A 19,798-nucleotide genomic window follows, 5' to 3' on the forward strand; every position below is an offset into this window, starting at 1 on the left:
ACAGAAGCCTCCACTATACTACTTGCAGTTAGTGTGGGAGTATGTCACGAAACTCGACTTTATGGTTAAGGTAGTGTAACGGGCTGAAGTTGGCTATGAGTAAAATTCGTATCGCTCTGATTGAAGATCATGACCTAACTCGTGTAGGTATTCGGACAGCATTACTACAAAAAGATGACATTGAAGTTGTAGGTGAAGCTGCCAATGCTGTTGAGGGGCTAAAGATGTTAAAAATGGTACGACCAGATATTGCCATTGTAGATATTGGTTTACCAGATAAGGATGGCATTGAGTTAACACGGGAGGTAAAATCTACTACTAATGGACAGCAGCTACTAACAAAGGTGTTAATTTTGACGCTACGGGACAATAAAGAAGCGGTGTTGGCAGCTTTTGCCGCTGGTGCAGACTCTTACTGTATGAAAGATATCAAATTTGATAATTTGCTGGAAGCAGTGCGAGTAACTTACAATGGCAACGCCTGGATCGATCCCGCGATCGCTCGGATTGTATTACAACAAGCGCAACAAAATCCCCAAAAGTTGGAATCGGCTTTTGTCGATACCAAGACTATTGCCTCTAACCCTGATTATGTTGAGAATCTGGAAGGAATTCAACCTTACACCCTGACAGAAAGGGAATTGGAAGTGTTACAGTTGATTGTCGAAGGTTGTAGTAATGCAGTAATAGCAGAAAGACTTTATATCACTGTTGGAACTGTTAAAACTCACGTTCGCAATATTTTGAATAAGCTATGTGCTGATGACCGTACCCAAGCAGCAGTCCGCGCCTTGCGTTCTGGGTTAGTTGGATAAAATTCATTTTGGTATGGACAATTGAGGATGATCAAGGGAAATCAAAACTTTGAGAAAGTTATATTTTCAAAGTTAATGACTTCTCCGATTTTCTGCTATTTATCAGGTGAGATAAACATCATACTATCTCGCCATTCAAATATGTGAAAAATAAAGTCAAATATGGCTGAGAACGGGGTGGACAAACTTAAGCTCATGGTGGTAGATGATGAGCCAGATAACTTAGATTTACTCTACCGCACTTTTAGGCGAGATTTCCAAGTATATAAAGCCAATCATGCCTTTGGTGCTATGGAAATCTTGGATCAATTTGGCGAAATGGCGGTGATTATTTCTGACCAAAGAATGCCAGAAATGAATGGCACTGAATTTTTTAGTCGCACCGTAGAACGTTTTCCAGACACGATTCGGATTTTGTTAACTGGTTTTACTGATGTCGAAGATTTGGTGGATGCAATTAACTCCGGTCAGGTATTTAAATACATTACCAAACCCTGGAATCCGGATCGGCTGAGAGCGTTAGTTGAGCAAGCCACTGATACATATCGCCTAGTTAAGAAGCGCACCCAAGAGTTGCGTCGGGCCCTACGACGAGAATCTTTGTTTAATGCGGTAACAACGGCAATTCGGGAGTCTTTAGACTACGACAGTATGCTGCAAAAAATTGTGGCAACTATTGGACAAACGTTTGAAGCTACCAGTTGCTTGCTAAGACCAGTAGAGGGCGATCGCCTGATACAAGACCAGTTTTTGTACCGCGATCCTCAATCTCCTGTATCAGATTGCTTCTTCGATCCCAGTATTTTAATCGAAAAAGTGCTGGAAACCCGTCATTATCAACTTGCTCAAGATATATATGACGGTATTCCTTGTCACCATCTGGTTGTGCCACTTAGCTATCAGCAGCATCTATTGGCTGTGCTGGCCCTCCACCAATGGGGAAGCGATCGCCCCTGGCAAGACGAAGATATCCAACTGATTGCAGGTGTTGCCGAACAAGCAGCCTTAGCTCTCTCTCAAGCAAAACTCTACCAGCGCCTCCAAGAAAAGCAACAGCAGATTCACAATGAGTTGGAGGTGGCTCGTCAAATTCAATACAACTTGCTACGCCAAAGTTTACCTGATATCAAAGGTGTGAAGGTACAAGCTTGCTGCTATCCGGCGCGGGAAGTAGGAGGCGATTTCTTTGAAGTGTTTGTTCATCCCAAAGGCGATTTGTGGTTAGCAGTGGGTGATGTTTCTGGCAAGGGCGTTCCAGCTGCTTTATTCATGGCTAGTATTATTTCAGTGTTGCGCCGAGAATTATCTCAAGAAACGCCAGCCGAGCCGAATGTGGTCATGCAAAACCTCAACCACGCTCTGAGTGAAGATTTAATTAGCAACAATTATTTCATCACCCTTGTGTTAGCCTGTTATACCCCTAGCACTAAGGAACTCGTCTACACTAATGCCGGTCATATCTATCCACTATTATGGTCACGCCAAGACGTTTTAGCTAACAATCCTAATTACCTCAAAGTCCGCAGCGTTCCTTTGGGAATCTTGCCCAAGTGGCAGGCACAATCTGGTCGTTTGGTTCTCGATGCTGGAGATACATTGTTACTAGCCAGTGATGGAATTACAGAGGCAATGATCTCAAATGATTCTGATTTAACAGTAAAAAACGGGTCTGGTGTTGAGGTCGTTAACCGTTCCATGCTGAATCAAGATGGTCTTTGGCAACTTTTACAACAAGAGCAACAACCACTTTCTCTTAACCATTTACTAGCTCGCATCCAGGCAGATAATCACATTCAAGAAGACGATCAAACTATACTTTCGCTGGAGATTTTGTAAGTCATGAAAAGTGAGCTTCATGTACCAAGTGACTTGAATTTTCTGAATATTGTCGAAAACTGGTTGCTAGGATGTTTGAAAATTCAGCTAGGAGAATCTGTGGATTGGTCGCGGCAATCAAGTCGTTTGAGACTGGCTTTAGTAGAAGCCTACTCAAATGCAGTCCGTCATGCCCACAAAGACAAACCAAATTTACCGATTTTACTGCGTTTGGAAGTGAAAGACCGGGATCTTGCCTTAGAAGTTTGGGACTATGGCGAAGGCTTTGATATGTCTAACTACTATGCTCCAAACCCATTGGAAAAACAAGAAGGTGGTTATGGTTGGCTGATTATGAATCGTCTCATGGATAAAGTAGATTACCAGTTGCAAGTTGATGGCGCTAACTGTCTAAAGTTACAAGCTACTTTACCCGAATTAGTCCAGTAAACAAACGCTATAAGCCTTTATAGTTATTTGCTATTTTTCACGACGTAAAGAAAGTAACTCTTGGGGAGAAGCTAAAAGTTTGATTCTAGTATAAAAAATTTGCTGTTGTTGGTTGAGGATAAATAACCACAAAACATTCACACTACACCATGAAGTTTTGGCTTTGCCTGTTATCTGGATTTGGATGTCACCGTTTTCTAAAGTCTCGGCTATTCCTGTGTTGGGGTAAGCTTTGATATTTTGGCCTTCTTCTTTTAAGTAGGCTGCGATCGCATCTTTCCCCACAATATCAGATTCAAATGGTGGACGCATCACACCATCTACCGCAAATAAGGCAGCAGTTGCCTCAAATTCTCCTGCATTTAAGGTTTCAAAATAACTCAGTATGCTTGTTTCTGTAATTCCATCTATCTGGAATTCTTCTTTCAACTGGGTTAGAGATATCAATTCACGAGAGGTCATAGGAATTACCTGTATTATGCTATCTGAATATTAATTTCAGTACAAAAATAGGTAAAAAGAAAGCCGCTGTTGAGATAGATTGCTACATCTTGGTAAATCTTCCTCACGATGGAAGTTTTAAGCTGCTAGGCAGCTTAAAACTGGCATGTATAAGAGGATTAATAAATCTTAATTAAAGTTACAAACTACGTAATGTAAAATTATAACGCCTTTAGTTAGGCAAAATCCAAATAAAAAAATGAATCATTATTCCATAACAAGCAGCAGTGTAGTCAAAGACAAAGCCAGCGAGTTGGGCTTTCACAAAGTTGGAATTGCTGCCGCAGATGGGGTAAATGCCACAGAAGCGCAGAGGTTGCAAGCATGGATTGAACTGGGTTATCACGCCGATATGGGATGGATGGCTAACCCGAAACGTCAGGATATCCGTTTAGTGATGCCAGAAGTGCGATCGATAGTATGTGTGGCGCTGAATTATTACACACCACATGAACGTCCAGAGGGCGGTGAATACGCCAAAATTTCCCGTTATGGCTGGGGAAGAGATTATCACAAGGTGATGCATAAAAAACTCAAGCAGCTAGCGACATGGTTAGAATCACTTGATACAGGTGTGATAGCTCGTTATTATGCAGACACCGGCCCGGTGCAAGATAAAATATTGGCTCAACTGGCTGGAATTGGTTGGATTGCCAAGAATGGTAATGTGATTACACGGGAATATGGCTCTTGGGTATTTTTGGGAGAAGTTTTGACCAATTTAGAATTAGAGAGCGATCGCCCGCATACAGAACACTGCGGTAGCTGTACTCGTTGTCTTCAGGCTTGTCCCACAGGTGCAATTACTCAGCCTTTTGTCGTGGATGCTAATCGCTGCATTGCTTATCATACCATTGAAAATCGGGCAGAGGAATTACCAAAGACAGTCACACCTCATTTGCAAGGCTGGGTTGCTGGTTGCGATATTTGCCAAGATGTTTGTCCTTGGAATCAACGTTTTGCCAACACAACTGATATTGCAGAGTTTCAGCCTTATCCTGGGAATATTGCTCCCCACCTGCTAGAATTAGCCCAAATCTCAGATCAGGATTGGGATCAACGATTTCGAGCATCTGCCTTGCGGCGGATTAAGCCAGAAATGTTACGACGCAACGCCCTAGCTAATCTTGACGCATCCAGGCAAAGAATGACCCCGAAAGTAATTATTTTTGATTTTGATGGCACAATTGCTGATACAGTAGATGCCCTTGTAAGCATTGCTAATCGTCTAGCTGTAGACTTTGGTTATAGACAAATAAGCCCAGAGCAATTATCCCTCCTCAAGAACTTAACATCTAGGGAGATAATTAAGTATTCAGGAGTTTCTCTATTTAAAATCCCTTTTCTAGTTAAAAAAGTTAAAGGAGAGTTAAAAAACAAAATCCCAGAATTAAAGCCAATTCCGGGAATTAAAGAAGCATTAATAGAACTCCAAAATCATGGATATAAGCTGGGAATTATTACTTCTAATTCTAAAGAAAATGTTACACAATTTCTGACAATTAATGATTTAAATCACCTATTTGATTTTATATATTCAGGAATTACAATTTTTGGTAAAACAACGATTATTAATAATGTATTGAGGCAAAAGCAACTCAAACCTCAAGAAGTGATTTATGTCGGAGACGAAACCAGAGATATAGAAGCATCAAAGAAAGCAAATATTCAAGTGATTGCAGTGACTTGGGGCTTTAACTCACCGGAAGTACTCGCCAAGCAAAATCCAGATTATTTAATTCAGCTACCTAGTGAACTACTAGAAGTGATGAATAGTCGTTAATTAGTGAAAATCTTAACTATTGATAAATGGCTAAAAAAGTCGAGTGGACAATGTCTACCAATGACGAAAACTTCAATTTTAATATTTGTGACATTGCCCATCTTACAAAATAGCAAGATATCAGGAAAACTTAATTTTTCCGTTCACCCTTTTCTAAAGCTTGTTTTACTAAATCATCACTGACATTAGTTACACCCTCAGTTTTAGAATTACCAACTTCTTTTGCTAACTCTGCATAATCTTTAGGATTACCAGTTGACTGCGCTTCAGTTTTTGTCTCTTGTGGCTTAGAGGTTTTATATTTAGGTGCTGTGGCTGCTTCGGCTGCTGCTCCACCTTTACCTGTGCGATCAACTTCACTGACGCTGAATTGTTGTGCAGCTGCATAATCCGCATCAAAATCTACCGTTGGTGCTTTTTCTTCACCACTAGCTATGCTTTCAGCAGCTAATTCTGAATCATGGGTGGGAGATTCATTTAAATTGGGCTTTATTTCATCAGGCATAATTAAAACCTTAAGCTAAATGTTTAATTGCTTACTTGGGCAATCATAGCAAAGCAATTCGCGGCTTTGTTGCTTCCTTGAGAGAGATTTTTACCTCTATTAAAAGGTAGATTAAAGTAGCAATTTCCAATTAATTTAACTCTTTCTATTGGTACTAGAATCTGATTCTCAAATTTTGGTAACACTTAGTTTGGTCTGTTAAATAATGTTGGAGACAAATAATAATGACTGCAAGTTACGACAAAACTATTTCTCAAGCTCAGAGCAATGAAACTCAAAACTTGGTAGATGCGTTTAACGCCTTAGATACCGATGCCAAATTGGCTTGGTTCTATTTTGTTTATGAAAAAATGGGTGATTCCATCACGCCAGCTGCTCCCGCTGCGGCCGAACCAGAGTTAGCACCACTTCTGCTAGGAGATTATTTTGAATTATCCGATGAGCAGCAACTAGATATTATGCGGGATATTGTTAACTGCAAAGACACAGAATATTCTCGTGCTTATGGGGCGATCAAAGAAAACAACCAGCTGTTAGTTTGGTATGCTTGGGCGGTAGCTATGGGGGATACGGTGGTGGACTTACCAGCTAGCTATCAGTCAAGTAAGGCAATTAATGATCTAGTTTCCCAAATTGAAGGACTAGATTTTGAGGAGCAAATGTCAGTGTTTCGGACAATAGCTGGTGAAATGGGTTACACCGATGTCAAGCCGATCGCAACGCAAGCAGAAACGGGGAAAACCCCAAGTTTGTAATCAGCCTTGGCGACTAGAAGTCGCGGCTACACAAACATAGACGCTTTGCGGCTTCCCGCAGGGTAGTCCGCCTACGCGGACTTGAAGAACCTACGAGACAGCCAACTGACTCAAGTCGGCTGGGGTGAGGTTGGAGTGTACAACTTCACCATCACGGAACCAAACGATGCGCTGGGTTTGACGAGCAACTTCTGGTTCATGAGTTACCATGACAACGGTGATCCCACTGCTATTGAGTTCGCCAAAAATATCTAAGACTTCTTGGGTTGTGCGCGAATCAAGTGCGCCTGTGGGTTCATCGGCTAGGAGTACTACAGGACGATTGACAATGGCTCGTGCGATCGCTACTCTTTGTTGTTGTCCACCAGATAGTTGAGTTGGTTTGTTGTTGAGGCGATTTGCTAAACCGACTCGCGTCAGTGCAACTGTAGCGCGATCGCTTCTTTCTTTTGGACTCACGCTAGCATATACCATTGGCAGCATCACATTTTCTAATGCTGTGAGTTGGGGCAATAGATGGAATTGTTGGAAGACAAACCCCAGTTTTTTATTGCGGATGTGTGCCAAGGATTTATCATCCATTTGCGCCACATCAATATTATCTAAGTAATAATGTCCGCCGGTGGGTCTGTCTAGACAACCGATAATATTCATGGCTGTGGATTTCCCAGAACCAGAAGGCCCCATAATTGAACAATATTCGCCCTCGTGGATAGTCAAATTCACATCGTTGAGTGCTTTGACTTCAGTTTCGCCACTGCCATATATTTTAAAGATGTTCTCCAAACGGATAATTGTTGGTTTAGGGACAGGATTGGGAACTGGAGAATCGGTAATTGAAATAGTGTTTGCCATAAGGATTTAGTTATTAGTTGCTAAAGACGCGATTATAGCGCTTCTCGTTTTGAATACCAGTCTTTACGAGTCGTGATGCGTAAAGCCCCCATGCTTTAGCTGGGGGATATAAGCGAATAGGACAAATTTATTTGTCCGTAATAGTTATAAATCGCAGATACGATTTATAATCCTAAAGGAGGTGATAAACAAGTGTTTAATCTGACATACGAATTTAAGTTAAAGCCAACCGATGCACAAGCTCAGATGTTTAAAGACTGGTTAGAAATTAATCGCCGTGTCTACAACTATGCTTTGGCTGAACGCAAGGATTGGTATTTATCGCGTAGTTGTCGGATTAATGCCTGCTCACTCAATCGCGAATACATTATTCCTGTTGATACACCGCGTCCAACCTATGCTAGTCAATGCAAGGCGTTAACTACTGCAAAAAGAGAGTTTCTTGAACTAAAAAAAGTACAGTCTCAAGTTTTACAGCAAACCCTAAAACGCCTAGAAGTTGCATTTGTGGCAATGTGGGAACGCAATCATGGGTTTCCTCGCTTTAAAAAATTCGGACGGATGCGGTCTTTTATCTTCCCACAAATGCAAGGTGGAAGACTCAAGCCAGGAATGGTTAATTTGCCTGTAATTGGATGGGTTAAATTTAGGGAATCAAGGGGAATACCCGATGGTGGGGTAGTGAAACAAGCGCGTGTAGCAAGAAAAGTTTCTGGATGGTATGTGATGCTGACCGTTCAATGGGATGTATCTGTACCATCACCAATACCGCACGGGGAAGCACTTGGGATTGATGTAGGGCTAACAAGTTTTATTGCAACTTCTAACGGACTAACTCTCAAGCGTCCGAGGTTTTTTGTAGACGCCGAACACAAGCTGAAATTGCTGCAACAGCGTGTCTCAAGAAAACGTATTGGCTCGAACAATTGGCATAGAGCTACGAAGAAAGTTGCTTCACTGCATGAGTACGTTGCTAACTGTCGTAAAGATTGGCATAGAAAGCTGTCTCACCAAATCTGCAATAATACTGGAATGGTATTTGTTGAGGATTTGAATCTAGTCGGGCTATCTCGTGGGATGCTAGGCAAGCATTGTTTAGACGCTGGGTTTGGTCAGTTTTTCAACATCCTTGAGCAAACTTGTTTTAAGCGTGGTGTCTATTTCCAAAAAGTAGATAGTCGCAAAACCAGTCAGATTTGCCCTAGCTGTGGTGTTGAGACAGGTAAGAAAGAATTGTCGCAACGGACTCATATTTGTTCAAATTGTGGCTATACCACCGATAGGGATGTAGCAGCCGCACAAGTAGTTCTCAATCGGGGACTTGCAGCCGTTGGGCAAACGGTCAAGATGCTTGCTGAGGGTAAATTCATTGGAATCCCCGTGAAGCAAGAATCCCCGAATTTTTAATTCGGGGAGTGTCAAAACTTAACAATAAAACTCTCTCGAATATGAAAGTCAGCCTCCGCCCCTCGATGAGTTAACGCCCAGTAAGTCACCTCACTATCTTTATGTTTAATGACAGTCGTAATACCAACTTCAATAGCTTGCTCCACAGAGATGATTTTATCCAAATCGACATTTAAAGTCAGTACTAAACTATCAGCTTGATTGTCAACATTAAACGGTAGCTTTTCAAAAGCTGTTTCCTCTTGCATCCGTTGACGGTAGCCATCGAAGCGATAAACATTCCAGTGTCCGGCGGGGGAAAGGTTAAATTCCCAATATCGTTGAGAATCTTTAATGCCAAGGAAGAACTCAAAGCAGGTTTCTTTCCACAATTCATGCTTGCGTGATGGCGTGTTTGCTAGTGGGGCGATATCTTCTCTGCGATCCACTACAGGCTTTACGAACGCAATTTCTTTTAAATTGCCTCCAAGAGTGTAGCAGATGGTAAGTTGATTAGAATTTCGAGCGATATTGCCTACAATTTTTAAATTAGGAAAGAACTCGGTAGAGGAGAACGGTTGCAGGGAAAATGTCTGTTCGTTCATTTCATATCTTTGATAATGTTACGAATCTGCGTTTCTTGAGATTCAATACTTTCGGTAAGCTTAAACTGGACGATCGCTCTTGCCAAGTTATGTTCTGGGTGTTTGACTTTGAAGTAAACATTCCCTGCTAAATAATCAGCAAAGAATCTCAATCCTAGTTCAAAGGCAATGAGACGGATGGCATCGTATATATAGGCATAATCATTCTTAGTAAGAAATGCCTTGGCCACAGCGAGATAACCCTGTAGAATTTCCTGACACAGGTCAGTATCGAAATAAACACTTTCCCAATTCTCAGTTTCTTCTCCAGCTGGATTGCAACCCGATCGCAAACAATCGCCAATATCGTAATGTACCAGACCGGGTTTAACAGTGTCTAGGTCTATGACGCTGACGGCTTGCTGGGTAGCAGTGTCAAACATCACGTTATTGATTTTTGGATCGCCGTGCATCAGACGCAGAGGTAGTTTGCCTTCAGCTTTGGCATTTTCTAGGATATGTGCAAAGGCTTGGCGATCGCTAACAAACTGCAAGCAATAATTAACTTCAGCAGATTGACGCGCATTAGTTTTCGCTAAAACTTCCTCGTAATGCTGGAGATAAAGCGGTGTAATATGGAATCCTTCAAGGGTATCAGCAAGTTTTTCTGGTGGTAAATCGCTGATTAAATTGTGGAACATCCCCAAGGCATAACCGATTTCTTTGGCGTGGGAGCGATCGCTCATAGTATCAAAGGACTGGGAACCTTCAATAAAGCTAATCGCCCGCCAAAATGAGCCATCTCCATCCTTCCAGTAGTCTTGAGCGTTTTTGGTCAATAGTACGCGTGGCACTTCCCAGCGACGATTCAAGGGTGTATGCTGCAACCGTTTGCGAACATGCTCAGTGAAGGTACGCATATTCTGCATAATCAGTTGTGGCTGACGAAATACTTGTGTATTGATGCGTTGTAGGACAAAATGCTGTTCTTTTGAAGAATTTAGAGTTACCAGAAATGTGTCATTTATATTACCACTTCCAAATGCTTTAACGCCTGTAACCTTACTTAGTTGGGCGAATTGGTCTGCGATCGCTACTAGATTTCGGGTATTCTGTGTATTGATTTCTTCCGTCATGTGTTTAACCTGTACTACTCCTCACCTACATTGCACGCAAGCAATAGGGGATATCGTAGCGCAAGTGTCAAGATAATTCGTAATGACGCTCGAATACTCGCTAACGCTGCGCTAACGTAATTCGTAATTCGTAATTGATTACGTAGATGTCAATTATGATTTTTTTAAAAGTACTATGGCAATCCTGAATCATTCGTGAAAAACAAGATCCCCGACTTCTTTGAGAAGTCGGGGATATGTGGGTTGCAATTCAATAGTTAGGAAATCTCATCATTATCAACCCACTCGTCATAAGATGAATCATAACCAACGTAGTGAAGATAATATTGCTGACCTTGGATTTTCTCAATCGTGGCGGAATACCAAGCCTCTTGCTCATCATCCCAACATTTGACCTTTTGACCTACTGCATATCCATTCTCATCAGCGGAGCGAAGATCGCGAGTCCGAATGTCATCTTCGCCTACCCACTCGTCATAAGATGAACCGTAACCAAGGTAATGAATAAAGAATTGGTCATCTTGGATTTTTTCAATTGTTCCTTGATACCAATCTTCGTCCTCACTATCCCAGACTTCTACTGTTTTGCTTACTTCATACTGATTCTTATCTGACTTAACAGCAGATGAGACATCTCGGATCGGCTTTTGCTCCTCTTGTTTAATTTCTTCTTTTACTAAAGTGTATGCTTGCAAAATTAAACTGCGAGCAACAGTTTGAATTCCCGTATGCTCATAGTAATTGGTAGTTTGATCTAGGAATGCTGCAACAAAATCTAAATTATCATCAGCAATCTGAATAAAATTACCCAAATTGCTAGAAATTGATTGCGGAGTTACGCCTGTCTTAGATACTAAGTTATTCATCCAGCCTTGCACAGAGTTGAAACCCTGACTGATAAAACCAACTTTATCAGAGGGGTTACTACCTGGGAGAAAGTTATTAACGGCTAAGAAAACCGGATTTTGAGTTATTGCGTTCGTATCAGTACCGCTAATAACTCCCTGAATTTTGCTGAGAAAATCGGGGCCTAATGGGAGAATTCCATCTAGACAAACTAGAGCTACCATCCGCATTAGGGATGCATTTTGATAGTTGTTAGCGAGAGAATTAGCAAACTCTTGGGGATTAGGTTGAGGAATGCCATTTATTTTACAAAAGGCAATGATTTCGACAGCTATTTTTAGTACCAAGTCAATGGATTGAGTGACATCAGCCTTGGGAGTAATATTCCCTAAAAAAGACAGAAAGCCGATTTTCTCACTAACTTTATTCGCTAAAGCCGCCGCTGCCATAGCTGTGTCTGCTTTATCAATTGTTTGATAAAGTTTGATTGCGAACTGATAGCCTTGTTGAGGATCTTGGTATAAGGTTACGGCGCGATCGCGGATTTTCTGAATTACCTTAGCATCGGTTTCTCCAGTAATGGTGCGAATATTATTGTCAAACCCCGTCAAATTGCTCCACTCACCTGGTGCTACATAATCAAGAGCTTTTAAAACTTTGACAGTGATATTGTCAGTCGGTAACTCGTCAACCAACTGAATAATTGATTTATCCATCAGCCGATCCTCAAAACTCCAAATATCGTTGCAACACGATTCAGAACAGCCCACACCCGACAGAAAGCTTGCGCTGGGCGAATTGCTGAACCGTATTTATAGAGTTCCCGAACCTGACTAAAAAATAACGATGTTACCAACAGGTTTTACAACTAAGAGATATTACATAGGCGATCGCTTAACTCTAAAAACTAATTGATGATTATAAAGTAGTGGACTGACACGACTAGAATGATGGATTATGCGTAGGTTGGGTGGAGCAATGCAAAACCCAATATAGCTCAGGGTATTTGCTTTCCCCGGATTTCTCACTCATAGTGTGGGGGGTGCAAAAACGCCGATTATTCAGACGCGACTCGAAAATACTCGCTCTAAGCGAAGCATCCCGAAGGGTATACGCTACGCTATCTGCCAGTCATACAGAAAACATTGGTGTTAGCGGATAGCTAATACCAATTTAATGTGAAGTTGCACATATCTTGATCCCCCTAAATCCCCCTTAAAAAGGGGGACTTTGAATTCCCCCCTTTTTAAGGGGGGCTAGGGGAGATCGAATTCTATGCAGCTTCATAAAGAATTGGTATAAGGTTTAGCCCATTCTGACGACTGACTCCTGAATTCTGTTCGATAAATGCGAAAAAGAAATAAATCATTGTCTATTTTAGAATTACCCATTTATAGGCAAAAGCAATATTCTCAAAATCATTAGAACTATAGGACTCATATTTGATTTTTGAAAAAACTCAGTACAACTAATAAGTCTTCTTGACTGTTGCCTATTGCCTGCCTACGCAAATTAGTTCAGAAATCAAAGCGGATTCCTATATAATTTATTTTATTGATTTATTTTATTGATAGTATAAACCCTGATTTTAGAATCTTTCTCTAACATCCACATGAACCTAATTAAAAACTAGCGTTCCTTTGTAATCACAGAGCTACCATTAGTAATACTTACTTTTTGAATAAACACGTCGGTACAAGATGATAAAATATCAGTGCTGATTTGATTGGCAATCAATTCAAAATCTTGGTTCGTCAATCCCTGTGCAGTATCACCACTTAAGTTAATACAAATAGTTAAAGTTTGAGGATTACTAGAAGACTGTTCATTATCTACTGCTTCTATTTCAGCTTCTATTATGCCCAAATCAAATTCTTTACTCCAAGCTGGAAATTCCTTACCAGTCTGTTGTCCATAAACTTTCACTATCTCAACAGATGCAGCCCCTAAAGCTGTTAACCCTTTGCGGATAAATGGAACTAAAATTTGCTGATTTGGTACTTGGACAGATTCTAGCATTACCTCTAAACAAGTATCTTTAAAGGCAACTGTTGCAGTTATCCCTTTGGCATGTAGGTGGCGGTTCATCAGAGATGCGATCGCCTGGGAATCTCCCTGTCTTGCAAGTTTTAGAATATTTGGCTGTGTCATAACCAGTAAAAGAAAAACTCTGGGAAAATAAACTTATATTCTCAGGATTCCCTTTTGACAGCCTTAAGTAACATTATGATGCAATATATCAACTAAACTGGGTTAAAATGTCTACTATAAAGATAGTCTTTCACGGACTTTTGCAAAAATTATATTTTCTCTGTCTTGAAATCAAAAACTAGTGTTTTTGTGCTTGCCAAATTAACAGGATTAATATTAATCAGTTTAATTCCAATTTTAAATATGAAGTTTTATCGAGATCATGCTTGGCCCTCGACGCTGGAAGAAGCCATAGTTATCCAAGAAAAGCTGCGAGATCAAGTAATTACTGAGGATCAACTGCAAGAACCTATTCAGTACGTCGCTGGAGTGGATATGGGTTTTGAAGCTGATGGAACAATTAGCCGTGCAGCTGTGGCAGTACTGAGTTTTCCGGATTTGCAAATAATCGAGACAAGCCTAGCACACCGTCCTACAACCTTTCCTTATGTTCCTGGGTTCCTCTCATTTCGAGAAATTCCAGCTGTCCTCGATGCCCTGGAAAAGATTAAAACAACACCAAATATAATTCTGTGTGATGGTCAGGGAATTGCCCATCCCCGGAGATTAGGTATAGCTAGCCATTTAGGGTTACTTATAGATATGCCAACAATTGGTGTAGCTAAGTCTAGGTTGCTAGGTAAGCATGAGGAATTGGCAGAAACCAAAGGTAGCACGCAACCACTGATATATAACGGTGAAACCATTGGGGTAGTTTTGCGATCGCGCACAGGAGTAAAACCTCTATATATCTCCAGTGGTCATCGAATTAGTTTACCGACAGCAATTGACTATGTATTACGCTGCACGCCAAAATATCGACTGCCAGAAACTACACGCATTGCTGATAAATTAGCGTCGGCGAAATAAAGCTTGTTGAAGTTTTTTCTAAATACTTGCTTGCACCTACTCAATCATGTTAGGAATCGCACAGGAAGATGTTGAAATAGCTAAATACGATTTACGAAGTTAGAACCATGAACACACTAACTTTACAGTGGCATGATGCTGGTCAAGATAAAACTCAGAACATTTACGAACAACAGCCAAGTCAAAATCATGGTACTGTCCGTATCGGTCGTGACCCCCTCCGGTGCGACATTGTTCTGAGTCACCCCACTGTCTCTGGTTTACACGTTGAAATATTTTTTCATCACCAGCAACAGCACTTTTATATCAGGAATTTGCGATCGCAAAATCCCCCCCTTATCGATGGACGGCAACTAGTCCAAGGTGAAATGCCTTTAACTCAGGGCACTAGTATCTCTTTGGGACAAATAAAACTCAATGTTACTAGTGTTTCTACAGGTAGTATTCCAGCAACAATTTTGCTCCCACCCAATCCACCAGTAAACATCGGATATCACCACCATCCATCAACACCCCCCGCACCACCACCAGGAGTTTATGGCTTAGAATGCCCCAAATGTCATAAAGTTTCCCCAGGAGAGAATCTACAAATTGGCTGTCATTGGTGTGGGACATCTTTAGCTGCGGCAGTAAGTGTTTTAGTAGCAAGAAATTAGGGAGTTAGAAACAATGCCCAATGCCCAATGCCCAATGACAAATAACCAATGACAAATGACAAATGACAAATGACTTACAAATCCAATTGAGTTGGGATGATCCAGCGACGGGTGAACGGCGAGAACCAAGGTTGAATATGCCGATCGCTTTTGGTCGAGAATTCGCTCGTTTACCTGCTGAACTAAGGGGAGTGCGGGTTTCTAGGATGCTGCTTAACAGTAACGAAGTTTCTCGCTACCATGCCCTAATTGACTGGGAACAAGACCATCTGGTGGTGATTGACCAAGGCAGCGTTAACGGTGTGTATATCAACGGTCAACCACAAACGCGTAGTGTTCTGGCTAATGGCGATACGTTGCAAATTGGCCCATATCTGATAGTGGTGACATTTGCTGCTAGCGCCTCTGCACCAGATACCAGCCCCCCTTCAACGATTCATTTCAACGCAAATACCAATCACCCAGACCCCAGTTTGCCTGTAGTCCAGCCGCTAACGCCCGTGGCAAGTAATTTCCCTCCATTGGCATTTCAGGCTCAAAAGGTGTCTGTGCAAGCACTTCATGCTACAGGATTACCAGTAGATGAATCTGATTATCTTGCGATCGGGGCGGGATTGGGTAGCTTCGTTTGGGCTGATTTGCTGCGAATTAGTGGTGTGCGTGCTGACAAAATTGTGGCTTTGGGATTAGAGGCGGAACCTTATGCCCGTTACAAACGCCTTTGTTTGAATTCGCAAATTCCCTTATATGAAAGACTGCGTTCTAATTCTGACTCTTGTCCTGATAATATTTGGGGCTGGCCTAGTTATGCCTTGCGAGAAGCTTGGGGAGACTTAGCCAAAGGACAGATAAATTCAGCATTCAAGTATTTATGGCAAGTGTTTGCTGAACCAACATTTGCAGAAACTTATACTCCCCGTGCGGGTAATGTCTTTGATTCCATAGACCGAGAGGCGAAGCGCATTGGCTGGAATCAAATTTATCGCTATGGGCGAGTTAGGGGAATTCGCAAAACTGATGATGGCAGATATTGCATAGCCTATTCTCGCGGCCCAGGAAATTATGCTTTTTTAGTTAGTCGTTATTTACATTTAGCTACTGGGTATCCAGCAATTCAGTTTCTTCCAGATTTGCAAGCTTATAGAGAAAAATATCAAGATTTTAAATCTGTAGTTAATGCTTATGAAGCCCACGATCATGTTTATGAGCAACTAGAGCAACATGGTGGTACGGTGTTGATTCGGGGGCGGGGAATTGTGGCTTCGCGGATTGTGCAGCGCATTTACGAAGCCAGAAAACGAAATCGGAATATTGCAGTTTTGCATTTAATGCGATCGCCTAAACCCCAAGGCAACAAATTTCAAAATACCCAGCGCCTAGTCAAAAATCATTACGAATTTCAACCTTTTAACTGGCCGAAAGCCTGTTGGGGCGGCGAACTCCGGGCAATGTTAGAAAAAGCCAACCCCGATGAACGCAAGCGTTTACTAGCAGATTGGGGTGGAACAACCACCGCCGACCGCCAAGACTGGCAGCAAATTACTGCCCAAGGGTTAAGCGAAGGCTGGTATCAAATCACCTTCGGTGAGGTGCTGGATGTAGAACGAGATGCCCAAAACCGAACTATTACCCGTATCCGAGAGCAAAGCTTTGGGGAAATGAAATTGCTAGCTGATTTTATTGTTGATGCTACTGGACTGGATGCCAAAGTAGATGCCAATCCCCTCTTAGCAGATTTGGTGAAACATTACAATCTTCCAGTCAATCACCTAGGGCGATTAACTGTAGCGAACAATTTTGAATTAGTAGAAATGCGTAGTGATAGAGGTCAAATGTATGCTGCGGGAGCGATTACTTTAGGTGGGCCTTATGCAGCAGTTGATAGTTTCTTGGGCTTGCAGTACGCCGCATTAGTCGCGGTTGATGGACTGTCCGCCGCTCGTGCGCCTGGAGTTCAAAAGTTGAATACTATAAGTTCCTTTAGGCAATGGTTGAAGTGGGTGTTAAATCAGTCACCTTAATATTAGGAGGGAGGAGGCAGAAGGGATAGAGTATTTATCTGGCTGTTTTGAGTAGCAAATCCTAATTTCGAGGATAAAAGGCTCAACGTTGAGGATAAAAGGCGCAACGTCGAGGATAAAAGGCTCAACGTCGAGGTTAAAAGGCTCAAAAGCTCAAGTTATGGGCGATACCTTCAGCCCACCTGCGATTCAAATCGCAGGCTAACAGCATAAGTCAGTAAAAACTGACTCAAATTAACTAAAATTTAGTCCGTTTGAACGGACTTAGGCTATTAGCCTCGGAATTGATTCCAAGGCGGGATAGCAACGAAGCAAAGAATTTCCCTTTGCCAGTACTCTTACTTTGTTTTTTCGCTTGTCGGGCGTACTAAAGTTTTGACTAAACCCGTAATCGCCACAATCACAGAGGCAATTCCCCCAATGGACAATGAAGTTAAAATTGCCGCCGCGAGGATGATTTCAGTAGGACTGTCCCCGTTTCGCATCCAGGTAGATGGATTTTCTACCGATGGTGGCGAGGCGGGGATTAATTGCGAAGTTTGGGTGGTTTGATTGGAGTTGATTGGAGTTGTTAAGGCAGTTTTCACGGCTGAACCTCTTCTAAACGTTTCTATGCAAATGGTATTTCTGCCAGAAGAAGAGGAGATTCCCTAAAAATGGAGACAAAGTAGAGAGAAAGTAGAAATTAAGTAGAATTGAGAAGAAATCTCACAAGCTGTCTATGCAATGGGCTGATTTTCTAGCCAATGAAGCTGCTACTAATAGCTTATCCCCAGAGCAAACGGCAGCTTTTGTAGAATGTTTAAAGACTGAAAACTCAGTTAAGAGTCAAACGGAAGTTGCCACAGAACTGAAAATCGGTCTTCTTGCTTTCAAAAAGCGGATGACTGAGGTTTATGACAAGTTTGCCCAGAGTTATTCTGAGTTAGCCACCTCTAAAGGTCGGGGTAAGTTAGAAAAGTTACGAGCTTGCCTGACAGCGAAATATAATGGCAGGCAAGATGCCCAACTCACAATTAAAGAAATTCATCAAAATATTCCCCCTGCTGTCCCGTTTGAAAAATTTGTGGGACGTGAGGCGGAACTAGAAAAACTGCACCAGCAATTACAAACATCTCGGCAAGTTGCCATTGTAGCTGTGGCGGGTATGGGTGGAGTAGGCAAAACTGAACTCGCTACCCAATACGCCAAACAGCATTTACAGAATTATCAAGGTGGGGTTTGCTGGTTATCTGCACAGGGAATAAATGTCGGAATTCAGATTCTCAGATTTGCTGAACTGAAATTTAAACTCATTGCACCGGATGACTGGGAATTAGCAGATAGCCTGAGATATTGCTGGCAGAATTGGCAACAAGGTGAAGCACTGCTGGTGTTTGATGATGTCACCGACTACAAAAAACAGGTTCAGCCTTATCTACCACCAGAATCACCCCGGTTTAAAGTATTGCTGACAACACGCCTGGGGTTTGATAGAACTTTGCCGCAATTACCTTTGGGTGTTCTCAAACCATTGGCGGCGATGAAATTATTAAAATCGCTGGTTGATAGAGAACAATTGAAAGGTGAAGCTTGGGTTGCAAGAGAAATTTGTAAATTCTTGGGATATTTGCCTTTGGCGTTAGAGTTAGTGGGGCGATATCTGGATACAATGCCGGATTTGTCTCTGGAAAAACTGCTAAAGCGGCTAGAGAAAAAGCGACTGGAACACGAAGCAGTTGCCAAGGCTAACTCATTGATGCGTTATGAATATGGTGTAGCTGAAGCTTTTGCATTGAGTTGGGAACAGTTGGATGAAAATGCCCAAGGCTTAGGTTGTTGGCTGAGTTTGTTTGCCTTGGCTGATATTCCTTTTGCAGTTGAGCGGATAGAAGATGACGAAAAACAAGAACTTAAGGAAAAAGCTATAGCTGATTTGCGGAAACTGCATTTGCTACAACGCCAAAGTAAAGGAATTTATCGTCTACATCCACTGATTCGGCAATTTTTCCAAATGAAGTTGGACGAGTCAAGTGAGGCGGATGAAATAAAAACCATCTTTGTAGCGCAAGCGGTAGAAGTGGCGAGGCGAATTCCTCAACAGCCCAGCCGCGAAGATATTTTAAACTTCACTCCATATATCCCTCACCTTGCAGAAGTTGCAACCCACCTATCCCAATATCTCAGTGATGAAGATTTAATTTGGCCTTTCACAGGCTTAGGCTGTTTCTATGAAGGACAAGGACTTTATCAGCAAGCAGAACCTTGGTTACAGCAGTGTGAAAAAGTCACTAGAAATCGTTTTGGTTCAGAACATCCCGATGTTGCCGCTAGCCTGAACAATCTCGCATTACTCTACCGTTCTACAGGACGCTACAGCGAAGCCGAATCCCTGTTTCAGGAAGCTTTGTCACTGTACAAACGCCTGCTGGGAGAAGAACATCCCCGTGTCGCCAGTAGCCTGAACAATCTCGCATTACTCTACCGTTCTACAGGACGCTACAGCGAAGCCGAACCCCTATATCAGGAAGCTTTGTCACTGTACAAACGCTTACTGGGAGAAGAACATCCCCGTGTCGCCAGTAGCCTGAACAATCTCGCATTACTCTACCGTTCTACAGGACGCTATAGCGAAGCCGAACCCCTATATC

Annotated in this window: 18 protein-coding genes and 1 pseudogene; 11 read left to right on the forward strand and 8 right to left on the reverse strand. The window is 42.0% G+C overall.

Features of this window, described 5'->3' with window-relative positions; all coding sequences use genetic code 11:
• Positions 1-95: 95 nt before the first annotated feature.
• The 3 genes from A4S05_RS07690 (at position 96) to A4S05_RS07700 (ending at position 3,080) form a co-directional block, all read left to right on the forward strand.
• Positions 96-815, forward strand: coding sequence for a response regulator transcription factor (locus A4S05_RS07690; RefSeq protein ID WP_069069240.1), 720 nt, complete (start codon positions 96-98; stop codon positions 813-815).
• 162 nt (positions 816-977) lie between these two features.
• Positions 978-2,651 carry a SpoIIE family protein phosphatase gene (locus A4S05_RS07695; RefSeq protein ID WP_069069241.1) on the forward strand — a complete coding sequence of 558 codons (1,674 nt, stop codon included), beginning with the start codon at positions 978-980 and terminating at the stop codon, positions 2,649-2,651.
• A 3-nt stretch (positions 2,652-2,654) separates the two neighbouring features.
• On the forward strand, positions 2,655-3,080 hold the full coding sequence (locus tag A4S05_RS07700; protein WP_069069242.1) for an ATP-binding protein: 426 nt from the start codon (positions 2,655-2,657) through the stop codon (positions 3,078-3,080).
• Positions 3,081-3,110: 30 nt separating this feature from the next.
• On the opposite strand, the gene A4S05_RS07705 is transcribed toward A4S05_RS07700, so the two are convergent.
• A complete protein-coding gene (locus A4S05_RS07705) occupies positions 3,111-3,542 on the reverse strand; it encodes a ketosteroid isomerase family protein (protein ID WP_069069243.1) in 432 nt (143 codons plus the stop codon).
• A gap of 238 nt (positions 3,543-3,780) precedes the next feature.
• Here A4S05_RS07705 and queG point away from each other — a divergent pair.
• A pseudogene (gene queG / locus A4S05_RS43040) lies at positions 3,781-4,754 on the forward strand (tRNA epoxyqueuosine(34) reductase QueG).
• The gene (locus A4S05_RS43045; protein ID WP_256090864.1) at positions 4,729-5,364 is read left to right on the forward strand and encodes an HAD-IA family hydrolase; all 636 of its coding nucleotides are present in this window, start codon (positions 4,729-4,731) and stop codon (positions 5,362-5,364) included. The pseudogene queG and the gene A4S05_RS43045 overlap by 26 nt, the downstream one beginning before the upstream one ends.
• Before the next feature lie 130 nt (positions 5,365-5,494).
• Here the strand turns inward: A4S05_RS43045 and A4S05_RS07715 are convergent, their stop codons facing one another.
• Positions 5,495-5,869: a hypothetical protein gene (locus tag A4S05_RS07715; protein WP_069069245.1), complete on the reverse strand. Its 375-nt coding sequence runs from the start codon at positions 5,867-5,869 to the stop codon at positions 5,495-5,497.
• A gap of 224 nt (positions 5,870-6,093) precedes the next feature.
• On the opposite strand from A4S05_RS07715, the gene A4S05_RS07720 reads away from it, so the two are divergent.
• Positions 6,094-6,624 (forward strand): orange carotenoid protein N-terminal domain-containing protein, encoded by a 531-nt coding sequence (locus A4S05_RS07720; protein ID WP_069069246.1) that lies wholly within the window; start codon positions 6,094-6,096, stop codon positions 6,622-6,624.
• A 90-nt stretch (positions 6,625-6,714) separates the two neighbouring features.
• On the opposite strand, the gene A4S05_RS07725 is transcribed toward A4S05_RS07720, so the two are convergent.
• On the reverse strand, positions 6,715-7,479 hold the full coding sequence (locus tag A4S05_RS07725; RefSeq protein WP_069069247.1) for an ABC transporter ATP-binding protein: 765 nt from the start codon (positions 7,477-7,479) through the stop codon (positions 6,715-6,717).
• A 192-nt stretch (positions 7,480-7,671) separates the two neighbouring features.
• On the opposite strand from A4S05_RS07725, the gene A4S05_RS07730 reads away from it, so the two are divergent.
• Positions 7,672-8,886 carry an RNA-guided endonuclease InsQ/TnpB family protein gene (locus tag A4S05_RS07730; RefSeq protein WP_069069248.1) on the forward strand — a complete coding sequence of 405 codons (1,215 nt, stop codon included), beginning with the start codon at positions 7,672-7,674 and terminating at the stop codon, positions 8,884-8,886.
• An 11-nt stretch (positions 8,887-8,897) separates the two neighbouring features.
• Here A4S05_RS07730 and A4S05_RS07735 read toward each other — a convergent pair whose 3' ends face one another.
• From A4S05_RS07735 to A4S05_RS07750, 4 genes are all read right to left on the reverse strand, one after another.
• Entirely contained in the window at positions 8,898-9,470 is a 573-nt protein-coding gene (locus tag A4S05_RS07735; protein WP_069069249.1) for a DOMON-like domain-containing protein, read from the reverse strand.
• Positions 9,467-10,585 (reverse strand): phosphotransferase enzyme family protein, encoded by a 1,119-nt coding sequence (locus A4S05_RS07740; protein ID WP_069069250.1) that lies wholly within the window; start codon positions 10,583-10,585, stop codon positions 9,467-9,469. The genes A4S05_RS07735 and A4S05_RS07740 overlap by 4 nt, the downstream gene beginning before the upstream one ends.
• Positions 10,586-10,842: 257 nt before the next feature.
• Positions 10,843-12,147, reverse strand: a complete 1,305-nt coding sequence (locus A4S05_RS07745) for a Tudor-knot domain-containing protein (RefSeq protein WP_069069251.1) — start codon at positions 12,145-12,147, stop codon at positions 10,843-10,845.
• 913 nt (positions 12,148-13,060) lie between these two features.
• Positions 13,061-13,582, reverse strand: a complete 522-nt coding sequence (locus A4S05_RS07750) for a hypothetical protein (RefSeq protein ID WP_069069252.1) — start codon at positions 13,580-13,582, stop codon at positions 13,061-13,063.
• A 243-nt stretch (positions 13,583-13,825) separates the two neighbouring features.
• On the opposite strand from A4S05_RS07750, the gene nfi reads away from it, so the two are divergent.
• The 3 genes from nfi to A4S05_RS07765 all read left to right on the forward strand — a co-directional run bounded on the left by nfi (position 13,826) and on the right by A4S05_RS07765 (position 17,168).
• The gene (nfi, locus tag A4S05_RS07755; RefSeq protein ID WP_069069257.1) at positions 13,826-14,491 is read left to right on the forward strand and encodes a deoxyribonuclease V; all 666 of its coding nucleotides are present in this window, start codon (positions 13,826-13,828) and stop codon (positions 14,489-14,491) included.
• Between the two features lie 107 nt (positions 14,492-14,598).
• Entirely contained in the window at positions 14,599-15,147 is a 549-nt protein-coding gene (locus A4S05_RS07760; RefSeq protein WP_069069253.1) for an FHA domain-containing protein, read from the forward strand.
• Positions 15,148-15,209: 62 nt separating this feature from the next.
• On the forward strand, positions 15,210-17,168 hold the full coding sequence (locus A4S05_RS07765) for an FHA domain-containing protein (RefSeq protein ID WP_069069254.1): 1,959 nt from the start codon (positions 15,210-15,212) through the stop codon (positions 17,166-17,168).
• 338 nt (positions 17,169-17,506) lie between these two features.
• Here the strand turns inward: A4S05_RS07765 and A4S05_RS07770 are convergent, their stop codons facing one another.
• Positions 17,507-17,755 carry a hypothetical protein gene (locus A4S05_RS07770; RefSeq protein ID WP_256090863.1) on the reverse strand — a complete coding sequence of 83 codons (249 nt, stop codon included), beginning with the start codon at positions 17,753-17,755 and terminating at the stop codon, positions 17,507-17,509.
• A gap of 134 nt (positions 17,756-17,889) precedes the next feature.
• On the opposite strand from A4S05_RS07770, the gene A4S05_RS07775 reads away from it, so the two are divergent.
• Positions 17,890-19,798: tetratricopeptide repeat protein (locus tag A4S05_RS07775; RefSeq protein WP_069069255.1), on the forward strand; the 1,909-nt coding region annotated here is incomplete at its 3' end.

Source organism: Nostoc sp. KVJ20 (assembly GCF_001712795.1).
Lineage (GTDB): Bacteria > Cyanobacteriota > Cyanobacteriia > Cyanobacteriales > Nostocaceae > Nostoc.

Coding starts and splice junctions, on each gene's coding strand:
- A4S05_RS07705 (WP_069069243.1), bottom strand. CDS start 3,542: ATGACCTCTCGTGAATTGATATCTCTAACCCAGTTGAAAGAAGAATTC.
- A4S05_RS07725 (WP_069069247.1), bottom strand. CDS start 7,479: ATGGCAAACACTATTTCAATTACCGATTCTCCAGTTCCCAATCCTGTC.
- nfi (WP_069069257.1), top strand. CDS start 13,826: ATGAAGTTTTATCGAGATCATGCTTGGCCCTCGACGCTGGAAGAAGCC.
- A4S05_RS07740 (WP_069069250.1), bottom strand. CDS start 10,585: ATGACGGAAGAAATCAATACACAGAATACCCGAAATCTAGTAGCGATC.
- A4S05_RS07690 (WP_069069240.1), top strand. CDS start 96: ATGAGTAAAATTCGTATCGCTCTGATTGAAGATCATGACCTAACTCGT.
- A4S05_RS43045 (WP_256090864.1), top strand. CDS start 4,729: ATGACCCCGAAAGTAATTATTTTTGATTTTGATGGCACAATTGCTGAT.
- A4S05_RS07735 (WP_069069249.1), bottom strand. CDS start 9,470: ATGAACGAACAGACATTTTCCCTGCAACCGTTCTCCTCTACCGAGTTC.
- A4S05_RS07695 (WP_069069241.1), top strand. CDS start 978: ATGGCTGAGAACGGGGTGGACAAACTTAAGCTCATGGTGGTAGATGAT.
- A4S05_RS07700 (WP_069069242.1), top strand. CDS start 2,655: ATGAAAAGTGAGCTTCATGTACCAAGTGACTTGAATTTTCTGAATATT.
- A4S05_RS07765 (WP_069069254.1), top strand. CDS start 15,210: ATGACAAATGACTTACAAATCCAATTGAGTTGGGATGATCCAGCGACG.
- A4S05_RS07745 (WP_069069251.1), bottom strand. CDS start 12,147: ATGGATAAATCAATTATTCAGTTGGTTGACGAGTTACCGACTGACAAT.
- A4S05_RS07715 (WP_069069245.1), bottom strand. CDS start 5,869: ATGCCTGATGAAATAAAGCCCAATTTAAATGAATCTCCCACCCATGAT.
- A4S05_RS07760 (WP_069069253.1), top strand. CDS start 14,599: ATGAACACACTAACTTTACAGTGGCATGATGCTGGTCAAGATAAAACT.
- A4S05_RS07750 (WP_069069252.1), bottom strand. CDS start 13,582: ATGACACAGCCAAATATTCTAAAACTTGCAAGACAGGGAGATTCCCAG.
- A4S05_RS07720 (WP_069069246.1), top strand. CDS start 6,094: ATGACTGCAAGTTACGACAAAACTATTTCTCAAGCTCAGAGCAATGAA.